Source organism: Mesorhizobium sp. NPDC059025, assembly GCF_042739655.1.
Taxonomy (GTDB): Bacteria; Pseudomonadota; Alphaproteobacteria; order Rhizobiales; family Rhizobiaceae; genus Mesorhizobium.
This window is the reverse complement of the sequence record NZ_JBHYIM010000012.1, coordinates 25215-39283: the sequence shown is the minus strand read 5'-3', so window position 1 is coordinate 39283 and position 14069 is coordinate 25215. Positions and strand designations below refer to the sequence as shown.

The 14069-nt window shown below is 58.7% G+C and carries 15 protein-coding genes and 1 tRNA gene; 5 read left to right on the top strand and 11 right to left on the bottom strand.

Features of this window, described 5'->3' with window-relative positions:
• The first annotated feature begins 61 nt into the window (after positions 1–61).
• Positions 62–778, top strand: coding sequence for a TetR/AcrR family transcriptional regulator (locus ACFWYE_RS24175; protein WP_379114807.1), 717 nt, complete (start codon positions 62–64; stop codon positions 776–778).
• Positions 779–787: 9 nt separating this feature from the next.
• Here the strand turns inward: ACFWYE_RS24175 and yihA are convergent, their stop codons facing one another.
• The 5 genes from yihA to rpmH form a co-directional block, all read right to left on the bottom strand.
• Positions 788–1447, bottom strand: coding sequence for a ribosome biogenesis GTP-binding protein YihA/YsxC (gene yihA / locus ACFWYE_RS24170; protein ID WP_379114806.1), 660 nt, complete (start codon positions 1445–1447; stop codon positions 788–790).
• On the bottom strand, positions 1444–2082 hold the full coding sequence (locus ACFWYE_RS24165) for a CatB-related O-acetyltransferase (protein WP_379114805.1): 639 nt from the start codon (positions 2080–2082) through the stop codon (positions 1444–1446). The genes yihA and ACFWYE_RS24165 overlap by 4 nt, the downstream gene beginning before the upstream one ends.
• A 111-nt stretch (positions 2083–2193) precedes the next feature.
• A complete protein-coding gene (gene yidC, locus ACFWYE_RS24160) occupies positions 2194–3996 on the bottom strand; it encodes a membrane protein insertase YidC (protein ID WP_379114804.1) in 1803 nt (600 codons plus the stop codon).
• Positions 3997–4016: 20 nt separating this feature from the next.
• Complete coding sequence (gene rnpA / locus ACFWYE_RS24155) at positions 4017–4349, bottom strand: ribonuclease P protein component (RefSeq protein WP_239368940.1); 333 nt, start codon at positions 4347–4349, stop codon at positions 4017–4019.
• A 34-nt stretch (positions 4350–4383) separates the two neighbouring features.
• The gene (rpmH, locus tag ACFWYE_RS24150) at positions 4384–4518 is read right to left on the bottom strand and encodes a 50S ribosomal protein L34 (protein ID WP_008833937.1); all 135 of its coding nucleotides are present in this window, start codon (positions 4516–4518) and stop codon (positions 4384–4386) included.
• A 263-nt stretch (positions 4519–4781) separates the two neighbouring features.
• Here rpmH and ACFWYE_RS24145 point away from each other — a divergent pair, with 263 nt between their 5' ends.
• Positions 4782–6281 (top strand): ATP-binding protein, encoded by a 1500-nt coding sequence (locus ACFWYE_RS24145; RefSeq protein WP_379064906.1) that lies wholly within the window; start codon positions 4782–4784, stop codon positions 6279–6281.
• Between the two features lie 145 nt (positions 6282–6426).
• A tRNA-Arg gene (locus tag ACFWYE_RS24140) sits at positions 6427–6503 on the top strand.
• Positions 6504–6672: 169 nt separating this feature from the next.
• On the opposite strand, the gene ACFWYE_RS24135 is transcribed toward ACFWYE_RS24140, so the two are convergent.
• The 4 genes from ACFWYE_RS24135 to ACFWYE_RS24120 form a co-directional block, all read right to left on the bottom strand.
• On the bottom strand, positions 6673–7116 hold the full coding sequence (locus ACFWYE_RS24135) for a hypothetical protein (protein ID WP_379114802.1): 444 nt from the start codon (positions 7114–7116) through the stop codon (positions 6673–6675).
• A 45-nt stretch (positions 7117–7161) separates the two neighbouring features.
• Positions 7162–9081, bottom strand: a complete 1920-nt coding sequence (locus ACFWYE_RS24130; protein WP_379114801.1) for a competence protein CoiA family protein — start codon at positions 9079–9081, stop codon at positions 7162–7164.
• A gap of 84 nt (positions 9082–9165) precedes the next feature.
• Positions 9166–9822: a hypothetical protein gene (locus ACFWYE_RS24125; RefSeq protein ID WP_379114800.1), complete on the bottom strand. Its 657-nt coding sequence runs from the start codon at positions 9820–9822 to the stop codon at positions 9166–9168.
• 8 nt (positions 9823–9830) lie between these two features.
• Entirely contained in the window at positions 9831–10754 is a 924-nt protein-coding gene (locus tag ACFWYE_RS24120; RefSeq protein ID WP_379114799.1) for a hypothetical protein, read from the bottom strand.
• A gap of 291 nt (positions 10755–11045) precedes the next feature.
• On the opposite strand from ACFWYE_RS24120, the gene ACFWYE_RS24115 reads away from it, so the two are divergent.
• Entirely contained in the window at positions 11046–11846 is an 801-nt protein-coding gene (locus ACFWYE_RS24115) for a hypothetical protein (RefSeq protein WP_379114798.1), read from the top strand.
• 384 nt (positions 11847–12230) lie between these two features.
• On the opposite strand, the gene ACFWYE_RS24110 is transcribed toward ACFWYE_RS24115, so the two are convergent.
• Positions 12231–12737, bottom strand: a complete 507-nt coding sequence (locus tag ACFWYE_RS24110; RefSeq protein WP_379114797.1) for a helix-turn-helix domain-containing protein — start codon at positions 12735–12737, stop codon at positions 12231–12233.
• An 88-nt stretch (positions 12738–12825) separates the two neighbouring features.
• Complete coding sequence (locus tag ACFWYE_RS24105; RefSeq protein ID WP_379114796.1) at positions 12826–13470, bottom strand: hypothetical protein; 645 nt, start codon at positions 13468–13470, stop codon at positions 12826–12828.
• 167 nt (positions 13471–13637) lie between these two features.
• Here ACFWYE_RS24105 and ACFWYE_RS24100 point away from each other — a divergent pair, with 167 nt between their 5' ends.
• A complete protein-coding gene (locus ACFWYE_RS24100; RefSeq protein WP_379114906.1) occupies positions 13638–13823 on the top strand; it encodes a helix-turn-helix transcriptional regulator in 186 nt (61 codons plus the stop codon).
• The last annotated feature ends 246 nt before the right edge of the window (positions 13824–14069 follow it).

Here is a 14069-nt window from a genome sequence, read left to right as displayed (position 1 = left end):
ACAGGCCCATATCAAGAGGCATCGAACCGATCGGTTCGAATTATTTTACGCGTACAGGGAAATGAGCGACATCCTCGTAGAAACCGAAGCGAAACCGGACAGAGCCGAGGAGACCTTGGGGCGCGGCCGGCCCGCCGCCGGCCAGGATCCGGTCAAGCGCGACCAGATCATGGAGGGTGCCCGGCGCGTCTTCATGGACAAGGGATTTGACGCGGCGTCGATGAACGATGTCACCCGCGAAGCCGGCGTTTCGAAGGGCACGATCTACGTCTACTTCGACAACAAGGAAGAGTTGTTCGAGGCACTGGTCGAGGAAGAACGCTGCAAGATCTTCCAGAATCTCTATGAGGTGCTCGACCGCGAGGACAATCTGCGGGATGTCCTCGAAGACTTCGGTATGGCTCTTTCCTACAAGATCACCTCGGACAAGGTGGTGATGGCGCAGCGCACCGTCATCGGTGTCGCCGAGCGCATTCCGGAACTCGGCCTGCGCTTCTACGAGAAGGGACCCAAGCAGGGTCATGCCAAGGTCGAGGCGTTCCTCGAGCGGGCGATCGCCAAGGGCCTGCTTGAGATACCCGACGTCGATCTTGCCGCCTACCAGTTGTCCGAACTCTGCATGGCCGGCCTGCTCAGGCAGCGCCTGTACGGGTACCGCCGCCAGTCACCGGCCGATCATGAAATCAGGTATGTGGTGCGCGCGGGTGTCGACGTGTTCCTGAAAGCCTACGGTACCGAAACATTCGTGGCTCAGGACAGGGCAAGACCTGTCGAGTGAATGGCGGTCTTAGCCGCCATTGGCCACCAGCACGATCGCCGCGCGCAGTTCATCGAGGCCGTCGACCTTCTCGGATGACGTTGCCAGCACGCCTGGGAACGCAGCCGGCCGTTTCTTGATCTTCAGCAAAGTCTCCTCGATCAGGCGCGGCACGCCGGCGGCCTTGATCTTGTCCGTCTTGGTCAGCACGATCTGGTAGGAGACGGCGGCCTTGTCGAGCAGCGTCAGCACGTCCTCGTCGTTCTTCTTGATGCCATGCCTGGCATCGATCAGCACATAGACGCGCTTCAGCGTGACCCGGCCCTTCAGATAGTCGAAGACAAGCTTCGTCCACTGGTCGACCTGCTCCTTCGGCGCCTGGGCGTAGCCATAGCCCGGCATGTCGACCAGCGCCAAGGGCGGCAGGTCGGCGCCCTCGCCGGAAAACCCGTCGGGCACGAAATAATTGAGCTCCTGCGTGCGTCCAGGCGTGTTGGATGTACGTGCCAGCCCCTTCTGGCCGACCAGCACGTTGATCAGCGACGACTTCCCGACATTGGAACGGCCGGCAAAGGCGATCTCCGGAGGACCCTCCGGCGGCAGGAACTTCATCGCCGGCACGCCGCGGATGAAGATCCATGGCCGCGTGAAGATGTCCTCGCCGACCACGGGTATCGTTTCTGCGGTCACGTCGATGCCTCGAGCCGGTCGATGTCGGCGCCGCGGATGGCATCGAGGTTGCGGGTGATCTTGTCGGCCGGCCAGTTCCACCAGGCGATCTGCCGCAGCCGCGTGATGGTTTCGTCGTCGAAACGCATCTTCACCACCTTGGCGCTGTTGCCGGCGGCGATCGCATAGGGCGGCACATCACGCGTCACCACCGACTTGGCGGCGATGATCGCGCCGTCGCCGATCTTCACGCCGGGCATGATCGCGGTGTTCATGCCGATCCAGACGTCGTTGCCGATCACCGTGTCGCCACGCAGTTCGGCTTTCCAGGTCGCGACGTCGAACCCTTTTTCCCAGCCGTGGCTGAAGATGTTGAACGGATAGGTCGAAAAGCCGCCCATGACATGGTTGGCGCCGTTCATGATGAAACGGGCGCCTTCAGAGATGGCGCAGAACTTGCCGATGATCAGCTTGTCGCCGATGAACGGGTGATGGTGCAGCACGCAGGTCTGGACGAAACTCTCAGGCCCACCCGGATCGTCGTAATAGGTATAGTCGCCGATCTCGATGTTGGGAGCGTGGACGATCGGCTTCAGGAAGCCGACCCGATTGTGATGCAGCGTCGGATGCTTGGTGTTGGGATTAGGGCCGTTCATTGTGATCTCCGGCGAGATTGCGGCGGAATTGAAAGATAGCCCAATCCTTTCGCCAATAGCAAAAGGCCCCGGCTGTGCCAGGGCCTTTTTCCAAAGGGATAGCTTGGCGCGCTACTCCGCGGGCGTCGGTTTCTTCTTGAAGAGACCCGCCAGATTGTCCCACAGCTCGATCTTGGCACCCTGGCGTTTCATGATCGCGCCCTGCTGCAGGATCGACAGAAGGTTGTTCCACGCCCAGTAGATCACCAGGCCGGCCGGGAAGCCCGCCATCATGAAGGTGAAGATCACCGGCATCCAGTTGAAGATCGCGGCCTGGGTCGGATCCGGCGGCGCCGGGTTCATGCGCATCTGCAGGAACATGGTCACGCCCATCAGCAGCGGCCAGATGCCGATATGCAGCATGGCGGGCGTGGCGAAAGGCAACAGGCCGAACAGGTTGAGCAGCGACGTCGGATCGGGTGCCGCCAGGTCGTGGATCCAGCCGAAGAACGGCGCGTGCCGCATTTCGATGGTGACGTAGAGCACCTTGTAGAGCGCGAAGAACACCGGGATCTGGATCAGCACCGGCCAGCAGCCGGCGATCGGATTGATCTTCTCGGTCTTGTACAGCTCCATCATCGCCTGTTGCTGCTTCATCTTGTCGTCCGCGTATTTCTCGCGGATTTCCAGCATCTTGGGCTGCACCTTCTTCATGTTCGCCATCGACTTGTACGACTTGTTGGCGAGCGGGAAGAAGATTGCCTTGACGATGACGGTGGTGGCGAGGATCGCCAGGCCGAAATTGCCGAAGAATTTGTAGAGCGTGTCGATCAGCCAGAACATCGGCTTGGTGATGAAGGAGAACCAGCCCCAGTCGATCAGGAGATCGAAGCGGCGGATGTCGAGATCCTTCTCATAGGCATTGATCTTCGACACTTCCTTGGCGCCGGCAAAGACCAGCGATTCCACCGTGGCCGACTGGCCGGCCTCGACGGTGATCGGGTCGGTCAGGAAGTCGGACTGGTAGCGCGGCCTGCCGTCGTCGAAATAGGCGAAGCGCGGCTGGAACGGCTGCTTTTCGGTCGGAACCAGCGTCACCGCCCAGTATTTGTCGGTGATGCCGAGCCAGCCATTGGTCGACTTGGCGGGCACATACTGCTTGTCCTTTTCGACGGACGCGTATTTGTGCTCCTGCAGGCCTTCCTCGCCGGTCACGCCGATCAGGCCTTCGTGCAGCACATAGATCGACGGCGTGCTCGGCTTGTCGAAGCGGGTGACGCGGCCATAGTTGGACAGGGTGACAGCCGCCGCACCGGAATTCTGCACGGTGTCCGAAACCTTGAACATGTAGTTCGCGTCGACCGAGATGGTCCGCTTGAAGGTCAGGCCCTTGTCATTGGTGTAGGCGAGCGTCACCGGCGTCGTCGGCGTCAGCGTGGCATTGCCCTCGACCGTCCAGACCGTATCCGGGCTCGGCACCTTGCCGGTCGCTTCGTTGCCGACGAAACCGAGTTCGGCATAGTAGCCGTTCGGCAGCGCCGACGGGTTGAGCAGCTCGATCTCCGGCGAATTGTTGTCGACGGTCAGCCGGTAGCGCTTCAGCTTGAGGTCGTCGAGACGCGCGCCGGTGAGGTTGATCGACCCTTCGAGGCTGGGCGTATCGATCTTGATGCGGCTGGTGGCGGCAAGCGCCTGTTCGCGTCCGGCCGGGGTCGCGCCGTCCGTGCCGGGCAGGCTTGGCACCGCGCCCGGCTGGGCTGGCGTCTGCGTGCCCGTCGCTCCCGCCGCCGGTGCCGTCTTGGCCTGGCGCTCGGCCTCGATACGTGCCGTCTCGCGCTGGGTTTCGACGCGGGGGTTCATGTAGAACACCTGCCACAGCGTCAGGATCAGCACCGACAAGGCGATGGTGATGAAGAAATTGCGGTTGTTTTCCATCGAGACCTTGGCCTGTCGCGCTAGCGTTTTGCGTGGATACGGCGGGAAAGCTCGGCTTTCAGCTCACCGAAAGGCGCGGTGAGTACATCCTCGCGCCCCACGATGACATAGTCATGGCCGCTTTCCATGTCAGCGGCGGCATAAGTGCGCACGGCTTCTTTCAGCCGCCGGCGGACCCGGTTGCGCACGACGGCGTTGCCGACCTTTTTGGTGACCGTGAATCCGACCCGCGGCGCTTCGCTGTCGCCGCGGTTCAGCACCTCAACGAGGAAAAACCGCCCGCGCCGCTTTTCGCCGCGCCGGACGGTTAGGAAATCCGTGCGTTTCAGAAGCCGTTTGGGTGCCTGTCCCATTGGCCGGGTCGAGGGCAACGGCCGTGGCGTCCGCTTAGGCGGACAGCCGCTTGCGACCGCGGTTGCGGCGAGCAGCGACGACGCCGCGGCCACCCTTGGTAGCCATGCGGGCACGGAAGCCATGCCGGCGCTTGCGAACGAGCTTGGAGGGTTGGTAGGTACGCTTCATTTGTTTAAATACCGCGGGGTGCGGCCCTTCTTGTGTCTGTCACTGTGTAACAGGAGCTTGTTGGCTGAGCCCTGTTTGGCGCGATCGAAACCGCGCCGGGTTCTGGGGCCCGAGCGTGAGCGGGGCTTATAGGTAGAAGGGTTTTGGAAGTCAATCCGACTCGGGCGGCAAAGATTCGCTGGCAATCGCCCATCGCGCCTTATAGCTGGAAATTCCGTCACAATTGCCTAGTTTGCATGGGAAGGCATGGCGGCACCGGGTGAATGAGCGTCGAACCTTCCACGATTGAGAACACGGAGGCTGCCAGGCCTGCGGCCGGCGCCCTGGCCAGGGTCGTGCCGCTGGCGCGTGGCCTGTCGGCCAAGCTGATCCTGCTGACCATCGTTTTCGTGCTTCTTGCCGAAGTGCTGATCTTCCTGCCCTCGATCGCCGATTACCGGACGCGCTGGCTGCGAGAACGTCTCAACACGGCGGCGGCCGTGTCCGTGGTTCTGGTGGAAGGTGACCCGGGCGCGCTGTCCCGCACCGCCCAGGACGACCTTCTGATGGCACTTGGCGCAAAGGCGATCGCGGTGCGCGACGGTGATGCATCCCGTCTTTTGGCGGTCGCGGCCATGCCGCCCAAGGTCGACGAGCATATCGACATCGCCAATACCGGCATGTTCACACAGCTGTCGGATGCGCTTGAGACCCTGTTCTGGGGCGGAGACCGCACGCTGCGCATCTTCGGGCCGGTCGGCGAGCAGGGCCGCGAATTCGAGCTGATCATGCCGGATTACCGGCTGCGCGCGGCCATGCTGTCCTTTTCACGTAACATCGCCCTGATCGGACTTTTGATTTCGGTCTTTTCCGCGATGCTCGTCTATGTCGCCGTCGATCGCATCATGATCCGACCGGTGCGGGCGATGACACGCTCGATGCTGTCTTTCTCTGAAGCGCCGGACGATCCGGGGCGGATTGTGTGCCCGGCCAACCGCGACGACGAAATTGGCGTCGCCGAGCGCGAACTGGCGCAGATGCAGGGGCGGCTGCAGAAAATGCTCGCCGAACAGCGACACCTCGCCGACCTCGGCCTCGCCGTGTCGAAGATCAACCACGACATGCGCAACGTGCTGGCGTCGGCGCAACTCCTGTCCGATCGCCTGCTTCAGGTGAAGGATGCCAGCGTCCAGGCCTTTGCACCGAAGCTGCTGAAGTCGCTGGACCGAGCCGTTTCCTACACTGAAGGCGTGCTGGCCTATGGCCGTGCGCAGGAGGCGCCGCCGGCCCGGCGCATGTTGCGCCTGCGCCAGCTGGTCGACGAGGTGCACGGGCTGCTCGACATGGGCGACGGCATCGATTTCGAGAATGGCGTCGACGCCGCTTTCGAAGTCGATGCCGATTCCGAACAGCTGTTCCGTGTCCTGACCAACCTGTCGCGCAATGCCGTGCAGGCCATGGCCGCCGACACCGAAGGCGCCGTGGTGCGGCGTCTGGTCATATCGGCGGACCGGACCGGCGGCATCAGCCAGATCCTGGTCATGGACACCGGCCCCGGCCTGCCCGCGAAGGCGCGGGAAAACCTGTTCCTGGCTTTCCGCGGTTCGGCGCGCAGCGGCGGCACTGGCCTTGGCCTGGCCATCGCGCACGAACTGGTGCGTGCCCATGGCGGCAAGCTCGAGCTTGTCGAAAGCATCGGCGGCCGCACGGTCTTTTCCGTGAGCATCCCCGACCAGCCCGTCAGTCTCGACCGTGCCCGCCGCGGTCTGAGGCGCTCGGCCTGACGGAGCCCGCGAGCCGCCTTTCACAACGACGGCAAAACTTTTGCATTGATCGCTTGCTTTTCGGAATTTGAGTCGTTAGGGAACACCTCGCATCGCGGCTGGCGCCAAACGCAGGCCGTGAATGCTGTCAGGCAAAGCCTGTTGCGCGCCCGTAGCTCAGCTGGATAGAGCACCAGACTACGAATCTGGGGGTCAGGAGTTCGAATCTCTTCGGGCGCGCCATCTTTTCAATTACTTAGCTCCAATACGCAGACTAACACTGCGGATTAATCTGCGATTTAGTCTGCGGAACGGAAGTGGAAGGCTCCTTTTTGGTAGGATGCATATCGTCCTTCTGGGCGCTCGTCCCGGACACGAGCTAAAATTCAGAGCCTTTGGATAGCCGCAGTATTCAATCCGGAAGTCCGTAGTCGCGCTCCGGATCGCTACGTCGATTCGGACCCTCGTCCTGTTCAATAATTGTCCGACCGTCTTCAGCGTAGTAAATGATGCTTCTTATCGGCCTCGTTTTTCCAGAGTTAGACAGTTGTCGGTTCACTTCCCGCCTCCATCGGGTGCCGTCGAACTCAAACGACCGGTTTTCCCTAAACCATGCCTTCGCTTCCGGTGACATCGGGAAATGCGGGCAATTGTCCGCGTGGCGGCGCCAAGCCTCTTTTACGCTCCTTGGTGGGTGCAAAAGCTGTTCAGCCTTTTTGGCAGCAGCGCGGAGTTTCATCGTTTCCGAGCGCTTCTTGTTTGCCGCCTCCTGTTTGCGAACGTCAGCGAGCATCGCCTGCCATATCTCTCGAGAAAGGCCCAGCGGTGGGGTTTCATCTTCTGAATTTTCGATCAAGGGTATCTCTCAGGCAAGTTGCTACGATGATCCTTGGGTATCTAGCTAAAGCGGTCCGAACTCTCGTTCCCATTCCTTCAGCTTCGCGCACGCCTTGCGGTAGGTACTTTCATCTTTGACGAATGACAGAGGGTTCATTCGTCCCAGATCGTCGTCCCGACCGTTCAGAAAGGCTTGGGCATTTTCTTCGGAGAGGAATTGTCTAGCGTCAGCCGTGATCTTGGCCTGATAGTGATTTCGGGTTTCTGTAGCAGCTGCCTCCGCCCGGCGTCGTCTGCCAAACGCTTCGAGTGCTTCAAAGGCCTTGTACAGGCCTTGGTCATCCGCCTGAGCAATTTCAAGCGGCGTCCTGTCGTCCTCGCCAGCAACTTTCGAATGCAGGAAAGTGACTAGATCTGGACCGTTCAGCTCCTTCTCGGCAGCCCTGCAAAGCCGGTCGCCTCGGTCATGAGCACGGCGGCGGGCCTCCAGGAGTTGATTCCTGCGATGCTCTTCGGCCTGCTCCGCCATCTGAATCTTACGGCGCTCCATCTGAGCCGCCAGCGGTAGGCCCATCGTGTCCCTCGGAAGGGGGCCCCGCCCATCCATCATGGCAGTGATTTCTTCAATTCCTTGCAATATTTTTTTTGACTCGCCGTCAGAAGCGAAACAATCCCGATAGCTCCAGCCTGATTCCGTAGCAATCGATTGCAACCAGGTCTCGCTTGAAGTCACCCCGCGCTCATCTTGTGGAAGAGCGCCGAGTATACGGTCCACAGCTTCAACGGCGGCTTGGAGATCGGCTACTCGCCGGGCCTCGGCCTGCGCTCTTGCATCCCATTGATCAGCGAATGCCGAGGCAAGAAACAGGCTGCGTCCGCGTCGAACCAGAATGCCGCTACCTATCAGGTGCTTCAGATAGTGATCGACGGCTTTCCAGGGAGGGGCAAAACGCGGTTCGATGGCGGAGACATCATCTGCAATTTCACGAGAGATATGGTGGAACGGCGGTCTGATTAGCTTGCGTTTTTCCAAATGCCCGGTGATCGGGACGGCTTGAAGGACGCTGGTCCCAAGGCAATTGTCGTGAAAAATTTCGCCCAAGATTGTTGCCTGCCAACTGGCAGGCGACACCGCAAAGCATCCGAAACCATCCACGTTGACCCCGATGTGGTCAGCAAGTCCAATCGCCGCGAGATCGTCGTAGCGCGGCGCACTTTCCTTCGCTTCTGTCGCTTGCATCAACGCGGCAGCATAAGCACTCACCAGTTCATTGACTCGAGGTTTGCGCCTTTTTACTGCATCAGCGAGTCGCCTGTTTTCCTGCTTTTGCCTGTCGTCGGCTTCCTGCTTGAGCTTCGCGTGTGCTGCATCGATACCAGGGTGAAATAGCCACTGACGCGGTGCGGTTCGCAGAACCGCATCTGCAATATCCTCCCGAGTTGAGTCTCGTGGTAGGCGCGATAAGTCAATTTCCAGGGCGAGGATCTGCTGCATCCGGAGCTTCTGGACTTTTTCAGCGTCACAAAAGTGAGTAACCGCCACCTCAATAAAGAGATCACGGTCAAAGGCGCGGACATAGAGGTCCGGCACGATTTTCTTCAGGTCGGTATATTCCAACCTGAGGAACTCCGTTTGGATCTCCTGGGTCGGCTTGGTGACCACTTGCTTTTGCTCATCTAACCCGATGCGTTCTGGAACAAACATTTTCGGACTGTCGCGGAAAACTTCCTTTGCCAGCAGATGAAGAGCTGTCTCAGGGCCACCGCCACATGCCTCGCCGCTGTGATGCGCAAAATGCGGAACCTGGTGGTCGTCTTTCAGCCGGGCAACCAGTCGGCCTCTACATGCGGGGCAAACGCACCCGCATGCCAAACCGCGAAGCACCTCGCGGATATGAGCGAGTGTGCCGTCGAGCCGTTGCCCATAAACAAGTCGGGCCTGTTCCGTTCCGTAGACCTTTCTTGCCTTGCTGTGCTCATCCATTCGCTTACCTTGAGGATGAAATTTGCCGCGGTGTCGGCATAGCTAGATCTATGTCGGCGATTGGTAGAACCGGCTCGGGCACTTTCATTCAAGATGCTGTCGCCGGCTGGCTTCATCTTGAAACACAAATCCGACAAATGACGTACGCTGGTAAAATCGTAAGAGCCAAACGGACGACATTCCGGCCGTCTCGGTCAGGCGCAGCCATCCATATTCGAGAATATCCGGCTCCGCGTTGTGATGCTCCATGCTTCCGATGATTTCCTCCGGTATCGGATAGCGCATTACATCAGCAAACACCTCGCCGTCGGCTACCGGGTATTTGAGTTGATGGTGCCGTGAAAGGCCGCGAATTATCTTTCGCGCGATGAACACAACGCGATCGTCGTCTGCAGGATAGATGCGGTACCGACCGGGACCTGCATCTGGTGCGGGTCTCATTATCTTGAACAGATCATACGCACGCCGTCGTCCATCGACCTGTTTGAAGGCGCGCGCAACCGGGCCGCTCCAGATTTCGGAAACGACGGGATTGGTGTCGCCTGCAACCAGAACGACATTGCGAAAATGCGCATCGTCATCTGATGTCCCGTTGTTGCAGGATGCGCAGGCGGGAATGGTAATTCTCTGGAACCTGCTATTTGCCTTGGATGCTGGATAAAGCGAGCGTGGAACCACATGCTCCCGCGTCGTTAGTCTATACTCGCCGCAAAGACCGCAGTTGTCCCAACGCTGTGGCATGCTCTCGATTATCCCTCCGTTCCGAGATCAATCGTCATAGTGATCGCAGCCATGATCGGAGCGGAACGGGAATAAAGCAGTGCCCTCAGATTGGGGTCCGTGGCGTCTTCGAACAACCGGCCTTGCCGGCATCGGAGGACTTCATCGGCGACGAAGTTTTCCAATCTCCAACCGCGGAACGCGTTAGCGTCGTCGGAACGGAGTAGAGTTTTCAGAAGGCTGTTTACAGTGGGTGCCTGTCCAACCGCGAGATTACCTATGACGTCGTGGACAAAGTCAGAGGAAAGGACGCGACAGCCAACAAGGTTGTCGGCTGTCGCGACTGTTCCTACCAGAGCCGGGTATTGCGCCGAAAACGGGAGCGAGGTCGGGTTGTAGAGGCCGTAATAGACCGGGATACCCCTCTCTTCGGCATAGCTGTCTATAGCGTTGATCTGGTGGTGGCCGGCACGCATTGCGCCATATACGCAGTCGCCGTCGAAGGTAAATTGCCTACGCTTGCTGAGCGGCAAGATCGGGTCAGTACGATCGGCAAGCCGCCCAATGCCTATTTCATAGTCCTCAGGTTCCAGTTCGTTAACGCTCACCTCCCGCGAATAGAGCCGTTTCGTCTGGAGAAGAACCACCTTGCGCATCTGGAGATGCCCTCTCCGACGCAAGATCACAAAGAAGGCGATATCTGCGATTTCCCATCGACGCCACATCCAGCGGCCGCCAAGCCAATGCGACTCGATTGCCAAACCTATTTGCTGCTCAGCAAAAAATACTGGCGGTGTTGCTGTCAGTTCCATGATCAGCAGCTGATCGAGCGCTTCCTCATGGATCGACGGATGGCTGTCTATAGTTCTCGACACCCTGTCATTCGCGGCGGCGAAGATGGTGCGTACATGGTCGATGACCACTTCAGGTATCTCAGCGAATTCCCAAGCCATGTATACCTCCCCCATGCTGAAGCTATCACAACACCGCAGTATCGGGAGAGCGTGTCAGAGCGTCTTTCACAAGAAAGGGAAGTCAAGGTTGAAAGCAGCATCGTGCGATACAAGGATGGACATCTATCTGCTCGCAACGTGTATTTAGAGCGAGGTTTCTGGTCGATTTTATCTTCCTGTAAGGGTTCCTTTGAATGGCGGTTTGGAACCTGGTTTGTGTATTGAGCGAAACTCTGGCCACTTCAATCCCACGCGCAGTTTCGCGCCAAGTCTGCGCATTTTGAGGAATTGATGAGAGAAACAACCGTCCGTTGGCGACGCCAGGCGTTTGACCTTGCCCCATGTATCTGGTGCAGCAAATCGGCATTCATTCCGTCATTGGAGCATATTCTCCCTCAAGCCTTGGGCTGCCCACCGGGCTTTGTCCTAGACCGCGACGTCTGCCGCAAATGCAACAACGGGTTCGGCCACCTGGACCTAACTCTGCTGCGCCAGTTCGAACTGATAACCTTCTTGGGAAACGTTCCTCGGAAGCGCGGAAAGCGTCCGTCTCTCGACAATTGGAGCTTCGTTCTTGGCCGGTACACTGAACGCGGCTCGGAGTTACATATCAACGGCGGACCGGGCAACTATGAAGCGCTCGGCAAGACCCTCAAGCCTGTCCCGGTGACGAAGGATCTTGAGGATGTGTCATTTGAGGTGGTTGGTAATCAAGCAACTCTCACATTCTCTCAGCGGTTCGGCGACGATCCTAAATTTGTCAGAGCTCTCTACAAGGTTGCTTTCGAGAATGCCGTTTTCTGGCTCGGGCCTGCAATTGCAAGCACCGCCGAAATGGCCGCAGTGAAGAAATTCGTGCGCAAAGGCCGTGGAGAATTCAGCACTGTGCTGCTCGGTGGCTCCAGCGGTCGTGAGCATCACTTCGGGCCGCCATATCACGGAACGGACACTGCCTATCTGGCCGTCGGCATGCGAATCTTCGGCATTGATTTCGTGGCGGATTTCGATCCCAAGCAACGAGTGATTGCCAGCATGGTTGACATACTTACGTCCCAGGGACGTCAGAATTGGACAGTTCTACCTCTCGACTGATTTTGTACCGGATAACATCCCAGCGTACTATGGCGTATGATCGGGAGTGTCAGTAGCCGCAACCGGATGATGGCAAGATAAAAGGGCGCACAGTGCGCTTCGGTTGGGCTGTTGTTTCTTTTGATCTTTTTGGCACTCAACGCACGGTGCATTGTTCGACCGCAATGTGCGATCCAAGACCAAGTCTTTGAAAACGTGGACTTTTTCACACGTTGCCAAAGTTGACAAACTGCCGTCTGCCGAAAACCTGATTGACCGCTGCGCGTTTGGGCCATGCCGTTTAATGAGGCCCCGCTACTTGCGAGCGGGCCTCATTTTTGCGGTGTCCTACTTGTTGTTGCCGAGGGGCAGAGCGGGCTCGGTGTGCTGATGCCAGGATAAGACCTAGGTCTGCTGACCATCGCTTAAATTGTCGTCATCTGTGTCTGCACCCGAAGTAGTCAGCTCTTCTCCCAGCGCAGCGATCAGTGACGACACGCGTCTGCGCACGCGTGGAGGAAGCTGCATCAGCCTCTCGATCAGGCGGCGGCCTTCCGCACTGGCAATGAAGGCCAAACGCTCATCGATAGGTAAGGGCGGAGCTTCTCCGCTGACCTTGTCGTTTCCCGGCAGTCCTTCGAAGAAACGGCTGACAGGGACACCCAACGATTTGCCGATCTCATAGAGCATGGATGCGCTGACACGGTTCCTGGCGTTCTCATACTTCTGCAACTGCTGAAAGCTGATGCCGATGGAGCGAGCAAGCTGAGCTTGCGAGACGTCCGACTGGACACGAACCGTGGCGAGCTGCTTGCCAACATGCTGATCGACGGGATGGGGAGTGCTTTCGGCCTTGGGCTTTGCCCGCGCCGGGACCGGTCTGGAATCCAACGCGGCTTTTCGATGCTGCATCCATCATTTCCCCCGAGGTTGAGACTCGTCGCGATAGGTCCGATGACGCTCGCCAAGGAGTTGCGACACTGCACGCCCCCTGCGGTCTTCAATCTGGCTCCGACAGCTTCCCGATCCGATCGATATCCTCGAAAACCGAACGGAGTTGTGGCCAGGGAAACTCGTCATCATCTTCGGATGGCTGCCCTTGCCTCAACACGACATCAAGCTTGGCTGCCACGCCGGCAAGGGAAGCGGCAGGAGTTTCGGCCAAGAGGTTGAGCATATCCTCTACCCTGCCCCCAGCCTCACTTTCCGCGTCCAACGCTGCCGAGTAGCCAATCTCCTTGTCGGCTGCGTCCCAGCGAGCTTGATGAGCAGCAAGATCGGTCTCAGCTGTCGCATACATTGCCGCAAGTTCTGGATCGGGATCGAGCAGGTCGCGAAGCGCCTTGGGTGAATGCACCGTTACACATTCCCCATTGGACAATTGGATTGTCACGCAAGGAAATCCAACTGTCTCAACGAGTGTGCGTTCAAGCCGCTGCTGCTGGCGGCATAGCCGGTCAGTCTCTTCGTAAGCGACCTTCCATTTGCACCAGACCTCCACCGCAGGATCGCTGGATTGCTGTGCCTTCATTTTCTTGCGCAAAAAAGCTGCTGGCTCACATCCCGACATAACAATTGCCATCTCCCCAAGTGCCTTCCTTCGGGTGACGAGAGACAAAGTCGTGGTATTGTCGGAATCAGCCATGATCCGAGCTCGCACTAGCTTAGGCGTGGTCAGGTCGAGGTGGGCGTGCCTGCGCTCAGCTCGACCGTATTGGACAGCATACTCTTATACAAATTGATTGACGTCAATCGGATTGTCGGAACTTGAAAGAAACCTTGACAATAGAGCAATGTCGCGGGGCTCGGGCTATGCTTGGCTGGAGCCAAGACGAACTCGCGCAGGCCGCCAATGTTGCGCGACAGACAATTGCCGATTTTGAGCGTGGAGCGCGGATTCCGATCTCAAACAACCTCACAGCCGTGAGACGTACGTTGGAAAATGCTGGGATCGAGTTTCTGCCCGAGAACGGTATCCGATTGAGGGCTCGCAGTTAACGGCGTTGATCCTTCGTATGGGCTCGCGAGCAATCCGAGTGAACGATTCCGCGGGCTGTTCCGGAAGAAACAACCGGCAAGCCATGGTGAGAGATAGAATTGGTTGGCGTTACCGCTGGCCCCGTTGTTCTTCACAAAGAGTGCGCGATGTTCTCAGCAAGACCGACTACGCGGGTGCGCCGGTCGATGGGGGGCACCCTAAACCAGGCTGGAAGAGGGTCCCAAACCACACCGAACAGGGTCGTC